The 21,764-nt window shown below is 63.3% G+C and carries 19 protein-coding genes and 1 pseudogene; 8 read left to right on the plus strand and 12 right to left on the minus strand.

The features are described from left to right. Window positions 1–24: 24 nt before the first annotated feature. On the minus strand, window positions 25–1,476 hold the full coding sequence (gene pyk, locus HU752_RS08110; RefSeq protein ID WP_186684983.1) for a pyruvate kinase: 1,452 nt from the start codon (window positions 1,474–1,476) through the stop codon (window positions 25–27). A gap of 173 nt (window positions 1,477–1,649) precedes the next feature. Between pyk and HU752_RS08115 the strand changes: the two genes are divergently transcribed. Both HU752_RS08115 and HU752_RS08120 read left to right on the plus strand, forming a co-directional pair. Then, the gene (locus HU752_RS08115; RefSeq protein ID WP_186684975.1) at window positions 1,650–2,024 is read left to right on the plus strand and encodes a tetratricopeptide repeat protein; all 375 of its coding nucleotides are present in this window, start codon (window positions 1,650–1,652) and stop codon (window positions 2,022–2,024) included. A gap of 225 nt (window positions 2,025–2,249) precedes the next feature. Next, window positions 2,250–2,609 (plus strand): PilZ domain-containing protein, encoded by a 360-nt coding sequence (locus HU752_RS08120; protein ID WP_186684969.1) that lies wholly within the window; start codon window positions 2,250–2,252, stop codon window positions 2,607–2,609. A gap of 3 nt (window positions 2,610–2,612) precedes the next feature. Here HU752_RS08120 and HU752_RS08125 read toward each other — a convergent pair whose 3' ends face one another. From HU752_RS08125 to HU752_RS08150, 6 genes are read right to left on the minus strand one after another with little or no spacing between them, the layout of a single operon-like run. Then, window positions 2,613–3,944, minus strand: coding sequence for a DUF58 domain-containing protein (locus HU752_RS08125; RefSeq protein ID WP_186684967.1), 1,332 nt, complete (start codon window positions 3,942–3,944; stop codon window positions 2,613–2,615). 13 nt (window positions 3,945–3,957) lie between these two features. Then, entirely contained in the window at window positions 3,958–4,974 is a 1,017-nt protein-coding gene (locus tag HU752_RS08130; protein WP_186684965.1) for an AAA family ATPase, read from the minus strand. Then, window positions 4,971–6,134: a DUF4350 domain-containing protein gene (locus HU752_RS08135; protein ID WP_186684963.1), complete on the minus strand. Its 1,164-nt coding sequence runs from the start codon at window positions 6,132–6,134 to the stop codon at window positions 4,971–4,973. Before HU752_RS08135 ends, HU752_RS08130 begins: the two co-directional genes overlap by 4 nt. Beyond that, window positions 6,131–7,663 carry a DUF4129 domain-containing protein gene (locus tag HU752_RS08140; protein WP_186684961.1) on the minus strand — a complete coding sequence of 511 codons (1,533 nt, stop codon included), beginning with the start codon at window positions 7,661–7,663 and terminating at the stop codon, window positions 6,131–6,133. The genes HU752_RS08135 and HU752_RS08140 overlap by 4 nt, the downstream gene beginning before the upstream one ends. Next, entirely contained in the window at window positions 7,650–8,630 is a 981-nt protein-coding gene (locus tag HU752_RS08145) for a stage II sporulation protein M (protein ID WP_186684959.1), read from the minus strand. Before HU752_RS08145 ends, HU752_RS08140 begins: the two co-directional genes overlap by 14 nt. Continuing rightward, window positions 8,627–9,352 (minus strand): RDD family protein, encoded by a 726-nt coding sequence (locus tag HU752_RS08150; RefSeq protein ID WP_186685070.1) that lies wholly within the window; start codon window positions 9,350–9,352, stop codon window positions 8,627–8,629. Before HU752_RS08150 ends, HU752_RS08145 begins: the two co-directional genes overlap by 4 nt. Before the next feature lie 143 nt (window positions 9,353–9,495). On the opposite strand from HU752_RS08150, the gene sbcB reads away from it, so the two are divergent. Next, window positions 9,496–10,932: an exodeoxyribonuclease I gene (gene sbcB, locus HU752_RS08155; RefSeq protein WP_186684957.1), complete on the plus strand. Its 1,437-nt coding sequence runs from the start codon at window positions 9,496–9,498 to the stop codon at window positions 10,930–10,932. 89 nt (window positions 10,933–11,021) lie between these two features. Here sbcB and mvaT read toward each other — a convergent pair whose 3' ends face one another. Further along, a complete protein-coding gene (gene mvaT, locus HU752_RS08160; RefSeq protein WP_017906019.1) occupies window positions 11,022–11,399 on the minus strand; it encodes a histone-like nucleoid-structuring protein MvaT in 378 nt (125 codons plus the stop codon). Window positions 11,400–11,737: 338 nt separating this feature from the next. Between mvaT and purU the strand changes: the two genes are divergently transcribed. Both purU and HU752_RS08170 read left to right on the plus strand, forming a co-directional pair. Continuing rightward, window positions 11,738–12,586, plus strand: coding sequence for a formyltetrahydrofolate deformylase (gene purU, locus HU752_RS08165; RefSeq protein WP_186684955.1), 849 nt, complete (start codon window positions 11,738–11,740; stop codon window positions 12,584–12,586). A gap of 42 nt (window positions 12,587–12,628) precedes the next feature. Further along, entirely contained in the window at window positions 12,629–12,799 is a 171-nt protein-coding gene (locus tag HU752_RS08170; RefSeq protein ID WP_186684947.1) for a hypothetical protein, read from the plus strand. 5 nt (window positions 12,800–12,804) lie between these two features. Here the strand turns inward: HU752_RS08170 and HU752_RS32070 are convergent, their stop codons facing one another. The 3 genes and pseudogenes from HU752_RS32070 to HU752_RS08180 all read right to left on the minus strand — a co-directional run bounded on the left by HU752_RS32070 (window position 12,805) and on the right by HU752_RS08180 (window position 15,404). Further along, a complete protein-coding gene (locus HU752_RS32070) occupies window positions 12,805–13,569 on the minus strand; it encodes a methyl-accepting chemotaxis protein (protein ID WP_437182359.1) in 765 nt (254 codons plus the stop codon). Window positions 13,570–13,662: 93 nt separating this feature from the next. Continuing rightward, window positions 13,663–14,694: pseudogene (locus HU752_RS32075) on the minus strand (HAMP domain-containing protein); the annotation flags it as partial. A gap of 254 nt (window positions 14,695–14,948) precedes the next feature. Continuing rightward, window positions 14,949–15,404, minus strand: coding sequence for a DUF721 domain-containing protein (locus HU752_RS08180; protein WP_186684943.1), 456 nt, complete (start codon window positions 15,402–15,404; stop codon window positions 14,949–14,951). A 308-nt stretch (window positions 15,405–15,712) separates the two neighbouring features. Here HU752_RS08180 and secA point away from each other — a divergent pair, with 308 nt between their 5' ends. From secA to HU752_RS08195, 3 genes are all read left to right on the plus strand, one after another. Then, window positions 15,713–18,451 (plus strand): preprotein translocase subunit SecA, encoded by a 2,739-nt coding sequence (secA, locus tag HU752_RS08185; RefSeq protein ID WP_186684942.1) that lies wholly within the window; start codon window positions 15,713–15,715, stop codon window positions 18,449–18,451. Between the two features lie 120 nt (window positions 18,452–18,571). Next, the gene (argJ, locus tag HU752_RS08190; protein WP_186684940.1) at window positions 18,572–19,789 is read left to right on the plus strand and encodes a bifunctional glutamate N-acetyltransferase/amino-acid acetyltransferase ArgJ; all 1,218 of its coding nucleotides are present in this window, start codon (window positions 18,572–18,574) and stop codon (window positions 19,787–19,789) included. A 234-nt stretch (window positions 19,790–20,023) separates the two neighbouring features. Continuing rightward, window positions 20,024–20,965, plus strand: coding sequence for a Nudix family hydrolase (locus tag HU752_RS08195; protein ID WP_186684938.1), 942 nt, complete (start codon window positions 20,024–20,026; stop codon window positions 20,963–20,965). A 213-nt stretch (window positions 20,966–21,178) separates the two neighbouring features. On the opposite strand, the gene HU752_RS08200 is transcribed toward HU752_RS08195, so the two are convergent. Continuing rightward, window positions 21,179–21,763, minus strand: coding sequence for a cob(I)yrinic acid a,c-diamide adenosyltransferase (locus HU752_RS08200; protein WP_186684936.1), 585 nt, complete (start codon window positions 21,761–21,763; stop codon window positions 21,179–21,181). Between the last annotated feature and the right edge of the window lies 1 nt (window position 21,764).

The following is a 21,764-nucleotide window of genomic DNA, read 5'->3' on the forward strand; positions in this document are numbered from 1 at the left end:
CTTTTGGTGCAGCGCAGAGGTCAATCAGACCATTGGGTCACCGACATGCAGGATCTTCATGCCGTTGGTGCCACCGATGGTGTGGTAGCTGTCGCCCTTGGTCAGGATCACCCAGTCGCCTTGCTCGACCACGCCACGCTTGAGCAGCTCGTCGACCGCAGCCTGGCTGACCTGCTCGGGCGGCAACGAGGCCGGATCGAACGGTACGGTGTAGACGCCACGGAACAGCGCCGCGCGGGCCTGGGTTTCACGGTGCGGGGAGAACGCGTAGATCGGTACGGACGAACGGATCCGCGACATGATCAACGGCGTGTAGCCGCTTTCGGTCAGGGCGATGATCGCCTTGACGCCCGGGAAGTGGTTGGCGGTGTACATGGCCGCCAGCGCGATGCTCTGGTCGCAGCGCTCGAAGACCTTGCCGATACGATGGCTGGAGGTCTTGCTGGTCGGGTGCTTCTCGGCACCGGCACAGATGCGCGCCATGGCCTCTACCGCTTCGAGCGGGTAGGCACCGGCAGCACTCTCGGCCGACAGCATGACGGCGTCGGTGTAGTCCAGCACGGCGTTGGAGACGTCGGACACTTCGGCGCGGGTCGGCATCGGGTTCTGGATCATCGACTCCATCATCTGGGTCGCGACGATCACCGCCTTGTTGTGGCGGCGTGCGTGCAGGATGATCTTCTTCTGGATACCCACCAGCTCGGCATCGCCGATTTCCACGCCGAGGTCGCCACGGGCAACCATGACCGCGTCGCTGGCCTGGATCAGGCCGTCGAGGGTCTCGTCGTCAGCCACGGCTTCGGCGCGCTCGATCTTCGCCACCAGCCAGGCGGTACCACCGGCTTCGTCGCGCAGTTTGCGGGCGTATTCCATGTCGGCGGCGTCACGGGGGAAGGACACCGCGAGGTAGTCCACTTCCATTTCGGCAGCCAGCTTGATGTCGGCCTTGTCCTTGTCGGTCAGGGCCGGGGCGGTCAGGCCGCCGCCGCGACGGTTGATGCCCTTGTGGTCCGACAGCGGGCCGCCCACGGTGACGATGCAACGCAGCTCGGTCTCGGTGGCGGTGTCGACGCGCATGACCACGCGACCGTCGTCGAGCAGCAGTTCGTCGCCCACGCCGCAGTCCTTGACCAGGTCCGGGTAGTCGATGCCGACGACCTGCTGGTTGCCTTCGGTCAGCGGATGGCTGGTGGAGAAGGTGAAGTGGTCACCGATCTTGAGTTCGATACGCTTGTTGGCGAATTTGGCGATACGGATCTTGGGACCCTGCAGGTCACCCAGGAGCGCGACGAAGCGCCCATGCTTGGCAGCGAGGTCGCGCACCAGCTTGGCGCGAGCCTTGTGCTCGTCGGGGGTGCCGTGGGAGAAGTTCAGGCGGGCGACGTCCAGGCCAGCCAGAATCAGCTGTTCCAGAACTTCCGGCGAGTTGCTGGCCGGGCCCAGTGTGGCGACGATTTTTGTACGACGAACGGACATGCAGAGACTCCTGAGTTCAAGCGCAACAAGAGGCTACTATGGTCCCGTGCTGTAGTCATTGTTCATTTGCACTACTTTTCAGCGAAGAAGTTTTTTTCGGATATGTTGTTTGGTGAACATGCTGAAGATTTTCGCCAAGGGGTCGATATACTGCCAAGAACAGGAGATACCCCATGCGCATTTTGCTCGTTTTAGCCTTGGCGGCCAGTGTCGTCGGCTGCACCCGCTGGTCGATGAACAGCCACCTGAACAATGCCTATCGGTCCTACGACCGTGGCAACTGTGAAGACGTGATGCTGCAGTTGTCCCAGGTCGATCGCGAGAGCCGCACCCGGCAGTATGTGCAGCCGGAAGTCTCGATGCTGCGCGGCCAGTGCCTGGAACGCCAGAAACTGTTCGTCGATGCGGTGCAGACCTATCGCTTCATCATTACCCAGTACCCGTACAGCGAGTATGCGTACCGCGCCCAGGCTCGCCTGGAAACCTTGCGCCAGCTGGGGCACACCGATGCCGCCGTACCGGCGCAACCACGTCCCGCCCCGTTGTGATGACAGGTGAAATATGAACTGGCTCTCTGCCAGCTTTCAGCTAAAGTTCGGAGGTATGGTTTCAGTTTTATCAATTCATTTGAGTTGAAAACCATGGCTCGGTAGAGGTTCGCGACGCAGCGAGTGGCTGTCGTCGCGCCGAGGCCAAGGGAGAGCGGGTCGTTCGGCCCTGCTCCGAAGCACTAGCGCGACCATGCTGAATGGTCTTGTATAGCGATTATCAACATGCCTAACGAGCGTCGAATCGAGCGGCACCAGTTGCCGTACTTCCTCAGGGTGTTCAACCGCTTCACCGACCAGCCCATTGGCTATCTGGGCAACGTCTCCGACAAGGGGCTGATGTTGATCAGCCAGTTGCCGTTGTTGGTCAATGCGGACTTTGAACTGCAACTGAAACTTCCCGGTCCCGACGACACGGTTCAACTCATCGACCTGAATGCCCGTTGCCTGTGGTCACATGAAGAGGCGATGCCCTGTTACTACGACTCCGGTTTCGTCCTGAATGCCCCCCCCGAGGCGTATTACAAACTGGTGGAGGCGCTGCAGCACTACTTCAGTTTCTACCCGTTGGAGGCCTCGGCCTAGGGTTCAGAGAGTCCCCGCTTTCTTCCAGCTCAGGTAGCGGCTGACCAGTTCGGCGCCGAGTTCGCCCGGGCGAGCGTCGAGCACCGGGACGCCATGGGCGTTCAGCCGTTCGTGCAGGTTGGCGCGGGCATTGAGGTAGTCGACCGTGCCACAGTAGGCGAGTGCTTCGCCCAGGGTCTGCACCGGGGCCTGGCACAACTGGTCGAGGATCTCCTCGCGCAGGCTGGCCACCAGCACCCGGTGCTGGCGGCCCAGGCGCTTGACCGCCGTCAGCAGTTCCTCGTCGTCCTCATCCCGCAGATTGGTGACCAGTACCACCAGGGCGCGGCGTTTCTGCCGGGCCAGGACCTGGCTGACTGCAGCCTGGTAGTCCGCCGGCTGCTGGCTGCTGTCCAGGTCGTAGACGGTATTGAGCAGCAGGTTGAGCTGGCCCTGGCCCTTGACGGGTGCGAGGAAGCGCGGCCGCTCTCCAGCAAAGGTGCTCAGGCCCACGGCGTCGCCTTGGCGCAAGGCGACATAGCTGAGCAGCAGGCAGGCATTGAGGGCGTGGTCGAAATGCGCCAGTTCGCCGTCCTGGCTGCGCATCCGCCGTCCGCAATCGAGCATGAAGATGATCTGCTGGTCGCGTTCATCCTGGTATTCGCGGGCAATCGGCGTGCGTTGCCGGGCGGTGGCCTTCCAGTCGATCTGGCGCAGGCTGTCGCCTTCGCGAAACTCGCGCAGCTGGTTGAATTCCAGCCCCAGGCCGCGACGCTGGCGTTGTCGGACCCCGAGCTGGCTGAGCCAGTTGTCCACGGCCAGCAGGCGGGCACCGTAGAGGCGGGCGAAGTCCGGGTAGACCCGGGTGGCGTCGGCGAGTGCCAGGTAGCGTCGCCCGGACCAGAGCCCCAGCGGGCTTGGCAGTTCGATCTCGCAACGTTCGAAGGTGAAGTGCCCGCGGCGGATGGGGCGTACGCGGTAGCCCAGTTCGCCTTTTTCCCCGGGCCGCAGGACGATGGACTGCGGCAGGTGTTCGAAGCCCAGGCCCTCGGGGACATGGTCGAAAACCCGCAGTCGCAGTTCCTCGGGGTAGTCGTGCTGCAACTCGAGGCGGATTTCCCCCCAGCGGCCCAGTGCCAGGCTGCCGGGCACCTGGCGCTGCAGCCTGGGTGACGGCAGGCGCCGCAACCGGGCCGCGTCCAGCAGGGCCAGCAACGACAGGGCGAGCAGCAGCCCCCAGCCAATCGAGTCGAGGTTGTCGGGCAACTCGACGTCGAGTGCCTTGAGCGTGCCGAGCAGGACCCCGAGTCCGAACAGGATACCCAGCCAGGTCAGCAGCAGCCGTGACGGTTTCATCGCGAAGGCCTGCTCACAGGCGTGGCGCCGGGACCTGGTCGAGCAGTTGCCGCAGCACCTGCTCGACCGACAGGCCTTCTATGTCCAGTTCCGGTGCGAGGCGCACGCGGTGGCGCAACACGGCCAGTGCACAGCCTTTCACGTCATCCGGGATCACGAACTCGCCGCCACGCAACAGTGCCCGGGCACGGGCGCCGCGTACCAGGGCGATCGAGGCCCGGGGGCCGGCGCCGAGGGTCAGGCCGGGCCAGCTGCGGGTGGCCCGGGCCAGGCGCACGGCATAGTCGAGGACCTGTTCGTCCAGGGGCAGGTCACCGGCGATACGTTGTACCACCAGTACATCCTTGGCTTGCAGCACGGTGCGCAACGGCTGGACGTCGAGCATGTCGGCCCGGGTCGAGCGGGTGACCTGGCGGACCATCTCCAGCTCTTGCGTGGCGTCGGGGTAGTCCATGCGCAGCTTGAGCATGAAGCGGTCCAGCTCGGCCTCGGGCAGTGGGTAGGTCCCTTCCTGTTCGATCGGGTTCTGCGTCGCCAGGACCATGAACGGCTGGGCGATGGGCAGGGCACGTCCCTCCAGGGTGACCTGGCGTTCCTGCATGGCTTCGAGCAGCGCCGCCTGGGTCTTGGCCGGGGCCCGGTTGATCTCGTCCGCCAGCAGCAGGTTGGTGAACAACGGCCCCTTGCGCAGCTTGAACTGCTCGGTCTGCAGGTCGTAGACGGCATGGCCGGTGACATCGCTGGGCATCAGGTCCGGGGTGAACTGGATGCGGGCGAATTCGCCGCCGAAGCAGCGGGCCAAGGCGCGGACCAGCAGGGTCTTGCCGAGCCCCGGCACGCCTTCGAGCAGCACATGGCCACCGGCGATCAGTGCCGTGAGCACATCGTCGATCACCGCGTCCTGGCCGATCAGGGCCTTTTGCAACTCATGGCGCACGGACTGGACCAGTTGGCTGGCCCGGTGCCGCTGCTGCAGGGCATGGGCTTCTGGATCGACCGGCGTCGACGGTTCCATGGGTTGTTCGCTCATAGGGCATTCCTGAGAGTTTGCAGGTGGGCGACCTGGCGGCTGAAGTCGGCGCTGGAAAGCCGCTGCTTCGGTCGCGGGCGCAAGGCCTGGCTGATGGCGCTGGTGGGTTGGCGGGTCAGGCGGGCGAGCACCTGCCACTGGTCGGCGACTGCCAACCGTTCAAAACCGGGGTGACGCTGGCGAGCACGACGCAGGATGTCCTGTTGCAGGGCTCGTAGCAAAGCCTCCTGGCCGCTGCGGCGCAACAGGAAGTCGGCACTGGCACGCAGGTGTTCCTGCAACTGCCGGCGGGCTTTCGGTGCAGGCGCCTGCAGAGGGCCGTGGCGCAGGCCGACATGCCACAGCCACAGGGCGATCAGCGCGGCGAGGGCTGCCAGCGCCTGGGGAAAGTAGCGCAGCAACAGGCTGAGCAGGCTGTCATGGGCCGTGTTGAACAGCAGGGTGACGGCGCTGTCCTGGCCCAGGTACCAGAGCAGCCAGGCGTTGTCGTAGCGACCGATATTGGCGTTGTTCCAGAGGTCGGCATCGGTCAGCACGGTGACCGAGCCCAGGCCGTAGTTCATCTGCATCAGATGGGTCGAGGTGGCACTGTTGGCCCAGGACTGCACCAGGTTCTTCGGGTCGGACAGATGGAAGGCGGTGTCGAAGCTGAAGTAGGCCGGTGCGTCTTCATCTTCCAGGTACATGCGGGTGAGTTTCGGGTAGTACGCGTCCTCGGGCTCCGGGCCGTCGCCCTTGAGGTTCCTGCTCAGGGACTGGCGCAGTTGCACGCGGTCCAGCAACAGGTCGCCACTGCTCCCGCGTTTCGGGTCCCACAGGGCTTCGGCGACGAACAGCAGGCGCCCACCGGCACGTGCCCAATTGAGCAACTGGTCGGCCTGGCGCGGGGTCATGTCCGAGCGATCACCCAGCAGCATCAGGGTGTGATGGCGTGGTTCCAGCTCCGGCAGGATGCGCAGGTCGTTGGCATGGCTGACCGCCAGGCCACGTTGGCGCAGAAAGTTCTCTGCTGCCAGGTAGGGATAGGCGCGGGCCTCGGGCGAGGGGCCGTGATCGATGACCTCCTCGTAGGATTCGGCCTGTTGAAAGACATACAGGCCCAGGGCGAGCAGCAGGCCTCCGACCAGCACGGTACCAAGTAGCCACGAGCGGCGCTTCATGACTGCACCTGCGGGCCGAACAGCTCGCGCCAGCCGTTGCACAGTTCCCGTTGCAGGTGTGGCGGTGGCAGGCGATGGCCATAGGCGAGATTCTGCCAGTGGCTGGTGAGTTGCTGGCTGAAGACCTGGAGTGCCGGGTGTTGCAGCTGTGCGACCCGCGCCAGCACCTGGCCCTCGGTATCGGCATTCTTCAACGGCAGTTGGAAATCATGCAGCAGGCGGCTCAGCAGGCCGCGATAGAGCAGGCTCATCGCTTCGCGTGGCTGGCTGGACCAAAGCGCTTCGGCGTCTGCCGCGATATCCTCGGGCAGGCTCTCGACCCCCAGGTCGAGCCCGAACAGTTGGGCGGGGGCCTTGGCGCGCGATCTGGACGGCTTGGTCGGGCGTCGGCTGACGAAGGCCTGCAACCAGTCGCGGTAGCGCCAGGCCAGCCAGGCAATCAGGCTGAGTACGATGCCCCAGAGCAATATCGACAGGGCATCGGCGAGTCGACCGAAGGAATGGCTGTCGAGCAGGCCGAGAAGCCTCTGCAGCCAACCGGGAACAGCCTCGTGCTGTTGTTCGGCTGGCGCTTGTGCCAGGCGCCAGCGAGTGATGGTTTCCCGGTTCTTGAACGGTGGTGCGTCGAGCAGTGTATTGATCGAGTTGTGCGCCTGCTGGCTGCTCAGCGGCTGTTGCAGCAGGCGCGGGCTATCCGGTGCGGCAGGCTCGGCAGCCAGGCTCGGTGCCGGAACGCCGACCAGCAGCAGGCCGCCGATCATCAGGCCTGCCAGTACCGGGGCCAGGCGCTGGCGCAACTGGCGGAAGACCAGCTCGATGTCCCAGGCCTCCAGCACGGTGCGCCGGTTGAGGTAGAGACTGAAGCCGCAGGCGACATAGACCGGCTCCCAGGCGATCAGGATCAGCGCGTAGAACAGGTTGGTCAGGTGCTCCAGCCACCACCAGTCGTACCGGGCGGCGAGCACCACCTTCTGCCAGTCCCAGTCGAGTTCGACCTGGCGGGGCAGGAGCAGATAGAACAGCGCCATGCAGCCGATCCACAGCACGGTTTCCAGGTGGATGCCGATCAGCGTCAGCCAGCGAGCGCCACGGCCCGCCTGTGGCAGCAGGACCCGCAGGCGTTCCTGGCGGGCCTGCCCATCGAGCCCTTCGAGCTGCTGCACGGGCAGGGTGAAGCTGCGGCTCATGCTCAGGCGACGCCAGGTCAGGCTGGCCAGCAGTTGCGACTTGAGCAGGCGCGGCCAGGCCCGCAGGGCCTGTTTCAAACTCGGCGTATCGCCGAACAGGGCCCTGGACAGGATGTGCAGTGGCAGGCGCTCAAAGGCGGGCTTCAACCACCAGAACAACAGCATGGCGATCGATGGGTGCTCCCAGAACAGCAGGCTCAGCAGCGCAAAGGCCGGCAGGGTGAGAATGGCCCAACTGCTCATCAACAGGTTGCGGTGCTGTCGCGCGAGCAGGATGCCCAGGTCCATGGCCTCCCAGGTGCTGCGCGGGCGGATCGCGACGCTGGCGTCAGTCAGGCGCATGCTGGCTCCGTCCGGCGAAGAGCAGGTAGCCAATCACCAGCAGCCACAGGCCACCGCCTACCAGGTATTTGACCAGGTTCGTCGGATGGGTCATGGATGACCAGTAGGCTTCGATGAAGGCGGCGATCAGCAGGAACAGAATGACGCCGGCGATCATCCGGATACTGCTTTTCGCCGCCAGGCGCAGGGCTTCGCCCCGCGGCAGGCGGCCTGGCGCCACCAGTGACCAGCCCAGCTGCAGCCCGGCGGCACCGGCCAGCGCGATGGCGGTCAGTTCGAAGGCGCCGTGGCCGATGACGAACGACCAGAAGGTCTGGCCGAAACCGATTTGCGTCAGGTGACCGGCCACCGCACCGATCGTCAGGCCGTTGAACAGCAGGAAAAACAGGCTGCCGAGGCCGAACAGCAGACCGCTGGCAAAGGTCTGGAAGGCGATGCCGATGTTGTTCATGATGTAGTAGCCGAACATCGCCCAGTCCTCGCTGGAAGCGCGTGCGGCGGTACGGCCAAGCCGGCTGGAGTCCGGGTCGTACATGCTCTGCATGTCGGCGACCTGTTGCGGGCTGACGATGCTGTAGATCAGGTCGGGAAACAGGTAGACCAGGACCCCGGTGAGCAGCAGGCTGCCGAACAGCAACAGGCTGGCGGCGGCGACGAAGGGCCATTGCTGGCGTACCAGGCGTGGGAAGTCCGCGAGAATGAACCCCAGCAACTGGCTGCCCAGTCGGCTGCGATGCCGGTAGAGCTGCTGGTGGCCGCGCAGGGCCAGTTGTTGCAGTGGGTCGACCAGGTGGCTGCTGTAGCCGCGTTCCTGGGCCATTGCCAGTTGATGGCACAACCGGCGGTAGGCTGCGGGAAACTCCGCGCTCGCCTCGGCCTTGGCCTTGCCGCGTTCAAGCTGTTCGAGCAGCTCGGCGAAACGTTGCCATTGCTGCTGGTGGCGGCTTTCGAAGAGACCCTGTTTCATGTCGGCCCCAGCAGGCCGCGGGCGATACCGTTCAGTTCGCTCACCGCCAGCGACGGCGGGACCCGCAGGGCGGGTGCGAGCAGACTGGCCAGCTCGTCGACCCGCTCGGCGGACAGTTCAGCCTGGCGTTCGGCAAAACTCAGCAGGGCGCGCTGTTCGTTCAGGCGTAGGGCGAACGCCGGCGTGCGTGGCAGGGCGTCTGGCAGGGTGGGGCGTTTCGACGGCTGTTCGCGGTAGATCACCAGGGTGCCGCCGGCCAGGTCGCCCAGGCGCTTGAAGGTGGGATGCTGCAGGCAACTGAGGGCCCCCAGGCAATAGCCGAACGGCAGCATGTCGACGAAGCGCAGCAGGTTGCGAGTCAGCGAGGCGGACCAGCCGATCGGCGTACCGTCGTCATGCACGACCCGCAAGCCCATCAGTTGCTTGCCTGGCGAGCGGCCCTGGTTGAGCACTTCGAACAGCACCATGTACCACCAACTGACCAGGAACAGCAGGATCGAACCGAGGCCGGCGCCCAGCTTGTCCAGCAGCGCCAGGATCGACAGCAGCACCCCGAGTATCACCCCGCGCACGCCCAGGTCGATGGCGAAGGCGACCGCCCGCACCGGCAGGCCAGCCGGGCGCAGGGGCAGGTCGATACCCTCCGGGGTCTCGACCTGATGACGGGTATCCAGTGGCGTTGGCAGCGGTGCATTCCTTGTCAGGCTCGTTATCTGGCCGATCCTAGCCAGCACTGGCGGGCGGCGCAACAGAACTCTTGCTGCCCGACCCTGTAATCGGTTGTATGGATAAGTTGTGCCATGCGTCTGGCCCGGGGCACTGTCAAGCGCCTAGACTGCTCCGGTCTTTTGTTCAGGAACCCACCGTGACCTCCATCTTCTGGTACGACTACGAAACCACCGGGATCAATCCGCGCAGCGACCGCGCCCTGCAGGTGGCGGGCATCCGTACCGATGCCGAGCTCAACGAGATCGACGAACCGGTCAATCTCTATTGCCGGCCCAGCGAAGACATCCTGCCCCACCCGGCGGCCTGCCTGATCACCGGCATCACCCCGAGCCTGCTCGCCAGCCAGGGGCTGGACGAGGCGGACTTCATGACGCGGGTGCATGCCCAACTGGCGCAACCCGGGACCTGCGGAGCCGGCTACAACACCCTGCGCTTCGACGATGAGGTGACCCGCTACAGCCTGTACCGGAATTTCTTCGACCCCTATGCCCGCGAGTGGCAGGGGGGCAACAGCCGCTGGGACCTGATCGACGTGGTGCGCGCCGCCTATGCCTTGCGTCCGGAAGGAATCGTCTGGCCACAGGATGACGGCCGGGTGACGCTCAGGCTCGAGCGGTTGACCGCTGCCAACGGCATCGATCACGGTCATGCCCACGAAGCCTTGTCCGACGTGCGGGCGACCATCGCCCTGGCCCGGCTGATCCGGGAGAAGCAACCACGGTTGTATGACTGGCTGTTCCAGCTGCGCAGCAAGCAACGCGTGCTCGACCAGATTCGCCTGTTGCAGCCGATGGTGCATATCTCCGGGCGTTTTTCTGCGGCCCGCAACTACCTGGGGGTGGTCCTGCCACTGGCCTGGCATCCGCGTAACCGCAATGCGCTGATTGTCTGCGACCTGCATGAAGACCCGCAGCCCTTGCTGGATCTGGATGCTGAATCATTGCGCCAGCATCTGTACACCCGCCGCGAGGATATGGCCGAAGGCCAGTTACCGGTGCCGCTCAAGTTGATTCATGTGAATCGTTGTCCGGTAGTGGCGCCAATGAATGTTCTGCGTGAACCGGATCAGCAACGCCTGCAACTGGACATGGCGCTTTATGAAGCGCGGCGCCTGCGGCTGAATGACGCACAGGAAGTTTGGCGGGATAAAGTCCAGGCGATTTATGCCGCCGAGGATTTCACGCCCAGCGCGGATCCGGAGCAGCAGTTATACGATGCTTTCCTCGGTGATCGGGATCGCCGTTTATGTGAACAAGTCCGCAATTGTGGGCCTGAAGAACTGGCCCGGGAGCAGTGGCCTTTCGATGATGAGCGCTTGCCTGAGTTACTTTTCCGTTATCGGGCGCGTAACTTTCCCGGGAGCTTGAGTGAAGAAGAGCAAGAACGCTGGCAGACATTTTGTCGGCAGCGCCTGAGTGAGTCGAGCTGGGGAGCCCCGAATACCCTGGGGCAATTCCAGGAAGCACTCACGAGCAGTCTTTGCAATGCTACGCCCGAGCAGGCACAAGTGCTCGAGGAGTGGCAGCGCCATGCACGTTATTTGTGCAGCCGCTTTAACATCGCCTTGGGTTGATGGAGTGGGAAGGGAAAAACGACAATAAAAAAACGCCAGTTACCTGGCGTTTTTCTGAAGGCGTGCAGAGCTCTGCGACGGGGCTTCGCTTAGCCCAGCAGAGTGGCCCAGCTTTCAACCACGTCACCACCCCACTTGGCTTTCCACTCTTTCAGAGTCTTGTGGTTGCCACCTTTGGTTTCGATGACTTCACCGTTGTGCGGGTTCTTGTACTGCTTGACCTTGCGCGCACGCTTGGTGCCGGTAGTTTTTACCGCGGCGCCACGTGGGGCTTTTTCCTTGGCGTGCGGGTCGAGGATCAGTTGGCAGTCACGCAGCGACTTGCCGTACTTGGCCAGCAGGGCACGCAGTTGCTCTTCGAATTCCATTTCCTTTTTCAGCGCGCCGTCTTTTTCCATCGCAGCCATCTGGGCTTGCAGTTCTTTGATAGCTTCTTCCGTGGCGCGATATTTGTTGATCAGGGACATGAGGACTACCTTATGTGATTCGTGTATGACAGGGACAGTGCTGTAATAGTAGTCAGACAATTTGCCCAAGTAAACAATTAAGAGAATGTTTGTTGAATTTGATACTTTAAACTTTGTCGATTGCCGATGTCGCTGATTTAGATGTTGCACCGGATGTGGCTGAAACTAGTCTCGGAATCTGGCCGGCGAACTATCGGCAGTGCGGCGCATCGCGTTGGCGATTGCGCCCGCCAGGCACTCGGCAAATGCCCGGCGGGCGTGCGCTTGCAAGGAATACTGCAGTTTTGCCGCGCAATCGCTAGAATGGCCGACTTTGCGAAGTTCTGGAGTTTTCCCCCATGCGCACTTTCCGGCTGGTGATCGCTTGCCCCGACCGCGTTGGCATCGTTGCCAAAGTCAGTAATTTCCTGGCGTCCTACAACGGCTGGATCACCGAGGCGAGCCATCATTCTGATAACCAGAGCGGCTGGTTCTTCATGCGTCACGAAATTCGTGCCGACAGCCTGCCGTTCGGCCTGGAGGCCTTCCGCGAAGCCTTTGCTCCGATCGCCGAAGAGTTTTCGATGACCTGGCGCATCACCGACACCGAGCAGAAGAAGCGCGTGGTGTTGATGGCCAGTCGCGAATCCCACTGCCTGGCCGACCTGCTGCACCGCTGGCACAGTGATGAGCTGGACTGCGATATCGCCTGTGTGATTTCCAACCACGACGACCTGCGCAGCATGGTCGAATGGCATGGCATTCCCTATTACCACGTACCGGTGAACCCGCAGGACAAGACCCCGGCATTCGCCGAAGTCTCGCGCCTGGTCAAGCATCACGAGGCCGACGTGGTGGTGCTGGCGCGCTACATGCAGATCCTGCCGCCACAGCTGTGCCAGGAATATGCACACCAGGTGATCAACATCCACCACAGCTTCCTGCCGTCGTTCGTCGGCGCCAAGCCTTACCACCAGGCCTCCATGCGCGGGGTGAAGCTGATCGGCGCGACCTGCCACTACGTGACCGAAGAGCTGGATGCCGGCCCGATCATCGAACAGGACGTGGTCCGCGTCAGCCACAGTGATAGCATCGAAGACATGGTGCGTTTCGGTCGTGACGTCGAGAAGATGGTGCTGGCCCGCGGCCTGCGTTACCACCTGGAAGATCGCGTGCTGGTGCACGGCAACAAGACCGTGGTGTTCTGATAGTTGTCATGACAGCCCGCTGGCGGGCCTGGAGGTTCGATCATGGCTGACCCACTCGACAAGGCGACTTCCAAGGCCCCGCCGACCCTCGGCGAGGGCTGCCTCAGCCGTTATGACCCTGACGAGTTGAGCAGCGAGGATGGCACCGAGTTTCCCGGTGCCGCCGAGCTGTGGCGGCAGGTGCAGGAGGAGTCGCAGACTCCTCCGCAGTAGGGGCTTCAGATCCTGAAGCTGCCGACCAGTTGCTTCAATCGGGCGGCCTGCTGTTCCAGGTCGGAACAGGCCCGCAAGGTGGACTGCAGGTTTTCCACGCCTTCCTGATTGAGGGTGTTGATCTCGGTGATGTCCATGTTGATCGACTCGACCACCGAGGTCTGCTCCTCGGTCGCCGTGGCGACGGACTGGTTCATGCCATCGATTTCGCCGATGCGCTGGGTGACGCTGTTCAGGCGTTCACCGGCCAGATTGGCGATTTCCACGCTTTCCTGGCTGTGGCGCTGGCTATGGCTCATGGTGCCGACCGATTCCCGGGCGCCGACCTGCAACTCCTCGATCATGGTCTGGACCTGCTGCGCCGACTCCTGGGTGCGATGGGCCAGGTTGCGTACCTCGTCCGCCACCACCGCGAAGCCGCGCCCGGCCTCACCAGCCCGTGCCGCCTCGATCGCCGCGTTGAGCGCCAGCAGGTTGGTCTGCTGGGAAATGCTGGTGATCACTTCGAGAATCTGTCCGATATTCACCGTCTTGCTGTTGAGCGATTCGATGTTGCCGCTTGACGTGGCGAGCATGTCCGACAATTGATGCATGGCCTTGATGCTGCGCTCCACCACCTGCTGGCCGTCTTCGGCCAGGCCGCGCGCATCACTGGCCTGGTGCGAGGCCTGGGCGGCATTGCGGGCGATCTCCTGGGCGGCGGCGCCCAACTGGTTGATGGCCGCGGCGACGCTGTTGGTGCGGCTGGCCTGCTCGTCGCTGTTGAGCATCGACGAGTTGGAGGCGCTGACCACCCGCAGGGCCACTTCGTTGACGTGCTCGGTGGCCGAGGACACCTCGCGGATCGAACCGTGGATGCGTTCGACGAAACGGTTGAAGGCGGTGCCGAGGATGCCGAACTCGTCCTGGGAGTGGATGGTCAGGCGCCGGGTCAGGTCGCCCTCGCCATCGGCGATGTCCTGCATGGCACGGGTCATGGTGTGCAGGGGTTGCATCAGCGCACGAATCAGCAGGCCGAGCAGGGCGATGATGATCAGTACGGCGATGGTGGTCGCAATGACTGCAGAGTTGCGGAACTTGCTCAGCATCGCGAAGGACTTGTCCTTGTCCACGGACAGGCCGACGTACCAGTTGACCGAGGACAGCCCCTTGATCGGGGCGAAGGCGACGATGCGGGTCTTGCCGTTGACCTCGACCTCGCTGATTTCGTTGCCGATGCGCGGGGTGTCGCGAGGATAGGCCTCGGCGAGGGTCTTCATCACCAGGGCCTTGTCGGGGTGCACCAGGATCTTGCCGTCGGCGCTGACCAGGAAGGCATAGCCGCTGCCGTCGAGATTGAGGGTATTGAGGCTGTCGGCGATGGCCTTCAGGCTGAGGTCGCCGCCGACCACGCCGATTTCCTGGCCGGCCTTGCGCACGCTGGCGACGATGGAGATCACCAGTTGTCCGGAAGCCAGGTCGATGTAGGGCTCGGTCAGGGCCGAGCCGCTGCTGTTCTGGGCCGTCTTGTACCAGGGGCGGGCACGCGGGTCGTAGCCATCGGGCATCTTGCTGTCCGGACGGATGATGAAGCTGCCGTCCTTGTTGCCCAGGTAGGCGCCCATGAAGGTCGAGGTAATGGCTTTCTGTTCGAGCAGGTTCGAGACGTTGGCCGGGTCGTTGTTCAGTGCGACCGATTGCCCCAGGTTTTCCACCAGCAGGCCGCGTCCGGTCAGCCAGGTCTGGATCTCGTTGGCGGTGACGCTGCCCATTTCGTGCAGGTAGCTGTCGAGATCGTCGCGAATCGCATTGCGTTGCAGATAGTCGTTGTAGAGGGTGAAGAGCGCAAAGGCGGCGACGACGATCAGCGAGGCGGCCAGCAGGATCTTGTGACTGAATTTGAGGCTTTTATTCATGGCGTTCGAGGTCCGCTAAGGTTCTGGGTGTCCGGGCGTGTGCGCGGAGACTGCACGGGATGGGCAGCATGGGACATAAGCTGATGATGGCTTGGCTCCTTAGGGGTCCCTCTTAAGGGATGCACCTTATTGTTGTTTTGATTGCCTTGTGGGCTACCTCCCTTGTATCGACTGGCGCGGCGCAAAGATTAACCACGGGCGCACGAGAGCGCATCGCCCGGGTGCCGGGCGATGCGCTCGTGAAAAGGAGGGGGTCAGCTCTTGGGACGGGCGTGGCTGGCCAGGCGTTCGAGGGCGGCGCGCAGTTTCGGGTCGCTGATGCCCTCGGCCGTTTCCTGGATGGTTTGCGCCGCATTGGCGGACAGGTCCAGGGTATGGCCACTCGCCCCCTGCTGGACGGTCGGCGGTTGCACCTTGAACAGGATGCGGATCAGGCCGCTGAACACATCGAAGGCCTGCAGTTGTCGTTGCAGGCGCTTTTGCTGGTAGCGCAGGCGGGTCGCCCAGTGCCCGTCGGTGACGATCAGCAGCAGCGTGCCCTCGCGCCACGAAGCCACGTGGCAGTGCTCGCGGGCAGCCGGCTGCAGTTGGGTTTCCAGCAGTCGTTGCAGGTGGGCCAGGCGCTGGGCGTGGCCGAAAATCGCCTTCAGCGGCTTGGCTTCGCGAAGCAGGACGGCGGGTGCCCGGGCCGGGAGAGGGCGAAATGCCATGATTCAGACACCTTAGGTAACAGAGCCGCCATGGTAGCAGAAACCGGCCCCACAGCCGGTCCCCATTGATGCGGGGCGGCTTTGCCCCTAAAGTCTGCACCCATGTTCCGGGCTTGATGGCTTGAAGTTCGGGAAAAAGACCCTATTTTAGAGTGGCCCCGTAAAAGCGCTGTGCCAGCATCGTGGAATAACGCCACTTTTCTCACCACCGTTTCCGGGTAGAATACTCGTTCGCATGCGGCCATGAGGGCTGCTCGGGCGACTCTTGGGGCCGCCCTCCATCCCTATGTGTGGAAGAACCTGCCGATATGTTTGCGCCTTTGTTAAAGAAACTTTTTGGAAGCAAGAACGAGCGTGAAGTCAAGCGCATGCTCAAGACGGTACAGATCGTCAATGCCTTCGAAGAGCAAATGGTGGCCCTTTCGGACGAGCAGCTACGCGCCAAGACCGGAGAGTTCAAGGCTCGCATAGCCCAAGGTGAAACCCTCGACAAGATCCTGCCGGAAGCTTTCGCCGTCGCCCGCGAAGCCGGCAAGCGTGTCATGGGCATGCGCCACTTCGACGTGCAGTTGATCGGCGGCATGACCTTGCACGAAGGCAAGATTGCCGAAATGCGTACCGGTGAAGGCAAGACCCTGGTGGCAACCCTGGGCGTCTACCTCAACGCGCTGTCCGGCAAGGGCGTGCACGTGGTGACGGTGAACGACTACCTGGCCCGCCGTGACGCCAACTGGATGCGTCCGCTGTATGAGTTCCTCGGCCTGACGGTCGGTGTGGTCACGCCGTTCCAGCCGCCGGAAGAGAAGCGCGCTGCCTACGCTGCCGACATCACCTACGGCACCAACAACGAATTCGGTTTCGACTACCTGCGCGACAACATGGCGTTCAGCGTGGAAGAGAAGTTCCAGCGCGAGCTGAACTTCGCCGTGATCGACGAAGTCGACTCCATCCTGATCGACGAAGCCCGTACCCCGCTGATCATCTCCGGCCAGGCCGAAGACAGTTCGCGCCTGTACACCGAGATCAACAAGCTGATCCCGCGCCTGACCCAGCACGTCGAGGAAGTCGAGGGCGTGGTGACCAAAGAGGGTCACTTCACCATCGACGAGAAGACCCGCCAGGTCGAGCTGAACGAGGCCGGTCACCAATACATCGAGGAGATGCTCACCCAGGTCGGCCTGCTGGCCGAAGGCGAGAGCCTCTACTCGGCGCACAACCTCGGCCTGCTGACGCACGTCTATGCCGGCCTGCGTGCGCACAAGCTGTTCAACCGCAACGTCGAGTACATCGTGCAGGACGGCCAGGTGGTCCTGGTCGACGAGCATACCGGCCGTACCATGCCGGGCCGTCGCCTGTCCGAGGGCCTGCACCAGGCCATCGAGGCCAAGGAAAACCTGAATATCCAGGCCGAAAGCCAGACTCTGGCCGCGACCACCTTCCAGAACTACTTCCGTCTCTACACCAAGCTGTCCGGCATGACCGGTACCGCCGATACCGAGGCGTTCGAGTTCCACCAGATCTATGGTCTGTCGGTGATGGTCATCCCGCCGAACAAGCCATTGGCGCGCAAGGACTACAACGACCTGGTGTTCCTGACCGCCGACGAGAAGTACGCGGCGATCATTGCTGACATCGAGGAGTCCCTCAAGCAGGGCCGTCCGGTGCTGGTGGGTACCGCGACCATCGAGACCTCCGAGCACATGTCCAACCTGCTCAAGCAGAAGGGCATCGAGCACAAGGTCCTGAACGCCAAGTTCCACGAGAAGGAAGCGGAAATCATCGCCCAGGCCGGTCGTCCGGGGGCGCTGACCATCGCCACCAACATGGCCGGTCGTGGTACCGACATCCTGCTGGGCGGTAACTGGGAAGTCGAAGTCGCCTCCCTGGAGAACCCGACGCCGGAGCAGATCGCGCAGATCAAGGCCGATTGGCAGAAGCGCCACCAGCAAGTGCTGGAGTCGGGAGGCCTGCAGGTGATCGCTTCCGAGCGTCACGAATCGCGTCGTATCGACAACCAGCTGCGTGGTCGTGCCGGTCGCCAGGGCGACGCCGGTTCCAGCCGTTTCTACCTGTCCCTGGAAGACAGCCTGATGCGTATCTTCGCCTCCGACCGGGTGAAGAACTTCATGAAGGCCCTGGGCATGCAGCCGGGCGAGGCGATCGAGCACCGCATGGTGACCAACGCCATCGAGAAGGCCCAGCGCAAGGTCGAAGGCCGTAACTTCGATATCCGCAAGCAACTGCTCGAGTTCGATGACGTCAACAACGAACAGCGTAAAGTGATCTATCACATGCGCAACACGTTGCTGGCCGCCGACAATATCGGTGAAACCATTGCCGACTTCCGCCAGGACGTGCTCAACGCCACCGTCAGCGCCCATATTCCTCCACAGTCGCTGCCGGAGCAGTGGGATGTGGCGGGTCTGGAATCGGCTATCGAGAGCGATTTCGGCGTGAAGCTGCCGATCCAGCAGTGGCTCGACGAAGACGATCACCTCTACGAGGAAACCCTGCGCGAGAAGCTGCTCAACGAGCTGCTGGCGGCCTACAACGAGAAGGAAGAGCAGGCCAGCGCCGAAGCCCTGCGCACCTTCGAGAAGCAGATTGTCCTGCGCGTGCTGGATGACCTGTGGAAAGACCACCTGTCGACCATGGACCACCTGCGTCACGGTATTCACCTGCGTGGCTATGCGCAGAAGAACCCGAAGCAGGAGTACAAGCGCGAGTCGTTCACCCTGTTCTCCGAACTGCTGGATTCGATCAAGCGCGATTCGATCCGCGTGCTGTCCCACGTCCAGGTGCGTCGCGAAGACCCGGCCGAAGAGGAAGCCCGCCTGCGTCGCGAAGCCGAGGCCCTGGCCCAGCGCATGCAGTTCCAGCACGCCGAGGCCCCAGGCCTGGAAGCGGAAACCGAGCAGCAGGGTGAAGAGGTCGATGTCGCCCTGGCCACCGCACCGGTACGCAACGAACAGAAGCTGGGTCGCAACGAACTGTGCTACTGCGGTTCGGGCAAGAAGTACAAGCACTGTCACGGCCAGATCAACTAAGGTTTCCGCCGGACACTGAAACACCCGCGCCGCGACCGGCATCAGCCGTCGCGGCGTTTTTCCATTTGAAACACTGTCCGTTGTGGCGACAGTGGATATCACCTTGAGAGGAGCGCATTCATGGCTGTTGGTCTTGGTCCTTTGCCAACGTTGCACCCGGTTGCCGGTTTTGAACTCGGTATCGCCTCGGCCGGAATCAAGCGCCCCGGGCGCAAGGATGTGGTAGTGATGCGTTGCGCCGAGGGCTCCACGGTGGCCGGCGTGTTCACCCTGAACGCCTTCTGCGCGGCGCCGGTGATTCTGGCCAAGCAGCGTGTGCAGGGCCCGGTCCGTTACCTGCTGACCAACACCGGCAATGCCAACGCCGGTACCGGCGAACCAGGCCTGGCCGCTGCCGCGCGCACCTGCGCCAAGCTGGCCGAGCTGGCGGGCGTCGATGCCAATGCCGTGTTGCCATACTCCACTGGCGTGATCGGTGAGCCGCTGCCGGTCGAGAAGATCGAAGGTGCATTGCAGGCTGCCCTGGACGACCTGTCCGTGGACAACTGGGCTGCCGCGGCTACCGGGATCATGACCACCGACACCTTGCCCAAGGGCGCCAGCCGCCAGTTCCAGCACGACGGCGTGACCGTCACCGTCACTGGCATCAGCAAGGGCGCCGGGATGATTCGGCCGAACATGGCGACCATGCTCGGCTACATCGCCACCGACGCCAAGGTTTCCCGCGAAGTGCTGCAGAACCTGATGCTCGACGGTGCCAACAAGTCGTTCAACCGCATCACCATCGATGGCGATACCTCGACCAACGACTGCTGCATGCTGATCGCCACCGGCCAGGCCAACCTGCCGGAAATCACCGAAGCCAGCGGCCCGCTGTTCGCTGCGCTGAAGCAGGCGGTATTCGAAGTCTGCATGGAAGTGGCCCAGGCCATCGTGCGCGACGGTGAAGGCGCGACCAAGTTCGTCACCGTTGAAGTCAACGGCGGCGGCACGCACCAGGAATGCCTGGATGTTGGCTACACCGTGGCCCACTCGCCGCTGATCAAGACCGCACTGTTCGCTTCCGACCCGAACTGGGGCCGTATCCTGGCCGCGGTCGGCCGTGCCGGCGTGCCGAACCTGGACGTGAGCAAGATCGACGTGTTCCTGGGCGAGGTGTGCATCGCCAGCCGTGGTGCCCGTGCTGCAACCTACACCGAGGAGCAGGGTGCGGCGGTGATGTCTCGTGAAGAGATCACCATCCGTATCGAACTGGGGCGTGGCGATTGCAGCGAAACCATCTGGACCACCGATCTGTCCCACGAATACGTGAAGATCAACGCGGAATACCGTACGTAAGTACCCTGCGGCGAGGTTTGTGGAGGGTGCGCAAGCGGCCGGATACCGATCGTTCCCACGCTTGGCGTGGGAATGCCTCTCTGGGGGCTCGGTGCCCGCTCTTGTGACGCAGAGCGTCACGGGCTGCGTTCCCACGCGGAGCCTGGGAACGATCATCAAGTACCGTATGCAAATACCCCGCGCTGGGTCTAGGTTCCGCCCCCGTTAAACGGCAGATTGATAGGAGTTTTCAGCGTGAAACGCGTACATGTGGCTGCGGCCGTTATCCGAGGCAATGATGGGCGGATCCTGATCGCCCGCCGTGCCGACTCCCAGCACCAGGGCGGCCTGTGGGAATTCCCCGGCGGCAAGGTCGAGGAGGGCGAAGCGGTCCGGGTGGCCCTGGCCCGTGAGCTGCAGGAAGAGCTGGGGATCGTGGTCACCGAAGCTCGTCCATTGATCAAGGTGCAGCATGACTACCCGGACAAGCAGGTATTGCTGGATGTCTGGGAGGTCTCGGCCTTCACCGGCGAACCGCATGGTGCCGAGGGCCAACCCCTGGCCTGGGTGACGGCACGGGAACTGCCGAGCTACGAGTTTCCGGCGGCCAACCAGCCGATCGTCGCGGCTGCGCGCTTGCCGGGCGAGTACCTGATCACTCCGGATGGGTTGGAGACCCCGCAGTTGTTGCAGGGTATCCAGAAGGCGATTGCCGGTGGCATCAAGCTGGTCCAGCTGCGGGCACCGAATGGTTTCGATCCCAAGTACCGCGACCTGGCGGTCGATGCGGTCGGATTGTGTGCTGGCAAGGCGCAACTGATGCTCAAGGGCCCGTTCGAATGGCTGGGGGACTTCCCTTCGGCCGGTTGGCACATCACCGCGGCACAACTGCGCAAGTACGCTGCTGCCGGACGGCCGCTGCCCAAGGAGCGCCGGCTGGCTGCGTCCTGCCATGACGCCGAGGAGTTGGCATTGGCCGAGCAGATGGGGGTGGATTTCGTCACCTTGTCGCCGGTGCAGCCAACCCAGACCCACCCGGATGCACAGCCGCTCGGCTGGGAGCAGGCCGGGCAGTTGATTACCGGTTTCAACAGACCGGTGTATCTGCTGGGCGGGGTTGGACCTGCTGATGTTTCGCGAGCCTGGGACACCGGGGCCCAGGGTGTAGCGGGTATTCGGGCGTTCTGGCCGCAGTAACCTGCAAGTGCCTCTGGCGCCTTTCGGCAGGTAGCCCTTGTGGCGAGCGGGCTTGTCGGGACGCCGCACCGCCGCGTTCGGCTGCGAAGCAGTCGTTAGGCCGGCAACCCCGATCTTGCTGGTAGACGGGTTTGCTGTGTTGGGGAGGCTTCGCTTCCCAGCGCGGGCAAGCCCGCTCGCCACAAGGAGCGGCTTCTTTCACCTGCCCAGAGATCAGTGGGAGATTGGCTTCTTGGCCGCTTCCCACAGTATTTCGGCAATCTTCTCGCGCCGGGCAATCAGCCTGGCCGCCACGAAAAACAGATCCGATAGCCGGTTGATGTAGGCCAGTCCTACCCCGCCGAGCGGCTCCAGGGCATTGAGCTGCTGGCAGCGACGTTCGGCGCTGCGTGCCTGGCTGCGACAGACATGGGCCTGGGCAATCAGCATCGAGCCGCCCGGCAGGATGAAGTTCTCCAGAGGGCCGAGCTCCTCGTTCCAGCGGTCGATCACGCTCTCAAGCCGCTCAATCTCGCTTTTATCCAGTGCCTGGTACTCCGGCATCGCCAGCTCGCCGCCGAGGTCGAACAGCCGATGCTGGCAAGGCGAAAGCACTTCGATCACTTCTTCCAGCTCCGGGTGGATCACTACCAGTTCCGCCAATCCGGCCAGGAGCAGCCCGAGCTGGCTATTGAGGCTGTCGACCTCGCCGATGGCCTCGATCCGTGGATGGTCCTTGGGCACGCGACGACCGTCGCCCAGCCCGGTTTCGCCGGTGTCACCGGTCCTTGTGTAAATCTTCGACAGGCGAAAACCCATG

The organism is Pseudomonas vanderleydeniana, assembly GCF_014268755.2.
GTDB lineage: Bacteria > Pseudomonadota > Gammaproteobacteria > Pseudomonadales > Pseudomonadaceae > Aquipseudomonas > Aquipseudomonas vanderleydeniana.

Coding starts and splice junctions, on each gene's coding strand:
- purU (WP_186684955.1), top strand. CDS start 11,738: ATGCGCACTTTCCGGCTGGTGATCGCTTGCCCCGACCGCGTTGGCATC.
- HU752_RS08145 (WP_186684959.1), bottom strand. CDS start 8,630: ATGAAACAGGGTCTCTTCGAAAGCCGCCACCAGCAGCAATGGCAACGT.
- HU752_RS08135 (WP_186684963.1), bottom strand. CDS start 6,134: ATGAAGCGCCGCTCGTGGCTACTTGGTACCGTGCTGGTCGGAGGCCTG.
- secA (WP_186684942.1), top strand. CDS start 15,713: ATGTTTGCGCCTTTGTTAAAGAAACTTTTTGGAAGCAAGAACGAGCGT.
- HU752_RS08125 (WP_186684967.1), bottom strand. CDS start 3,944: ATGAAACCGTCACGGCTGCTGCTGACCTGGCTGGGTATCCTGTTCGGA.
- HU752_RS08200 (WP_186684936.1), bottom strand. CDS start 21,763: ATGGGTTTTCGCCTGTCGAAGATTTACACAAGGACCGGTGACACCGGC.
- HU752_RS08140 (WP_186684961.1), bottom strand. CDS start 7,663: ATGCGCCTGACTGACGCCAGCGTCGCGATCCGCCCGCGCAGCACCTGG.
- HU752_RS08180 (WP_186684943.1), bottom strand. CDS start 15,404: ATGGCATTTCGCCCTCTCCCGGCCCGGGCACCCGCCGTCCTGCTTCGC.
- HU752_RS32070 (WP_437182359.1), bottom strand. CDS start 13,569: ATGCTCAACAGCGACGAGCAGGCCAGCCGCACCAACAGCGTCGCCGCG.
- HU752_RS08120 (WP_186684969.1), top strand. CDS start 2,250: ATGCCTAACGAGCGTCGAATCGAGCGGCACCAGTTGCCGTACTTCCTC.
- argJ (WP_186684940.1), top strand. CDS start 18,572: ATGGCTGTTGGTCTTGGTCCTTTGCCAACGTTGCACCCGGTTGCCGGT.
- HU752_RS08130 (WP_186684965.1), bottom strand. CDS start 4,974: ATGAGCGAACAACCCATGGAACCGTCGACGCCGGTCGATCCAGAAGCC.
- pyk (WP_186684983.1), bottom strand. CDS start 1,476: ATGTCCGTTCGTCGTACAAAAATCGTCGCCACACTGGGCCCGGCCAGC.
- HU752_RS08170 (WP_186684947.1), top strand. CDS start 12,629: ATGGCTGACCCACTCGACAAGGCGACTTCCAAGGCCCCGCCGACCCTC.
- HU752_RS08115 (WP_186684975.1), top strand. CDS start 1,650: ATGCGCATTTTGCTCGTTTTAGCCTTGGCGGCCAGTGTCGTCGGCTGC.
- mvaT (WP_017906019.1), bottom strand. CDS start 11,399: ATGTCCCTGATCAACAAATATCGCGCCACGGAAGAAGCTATCAAAGAA.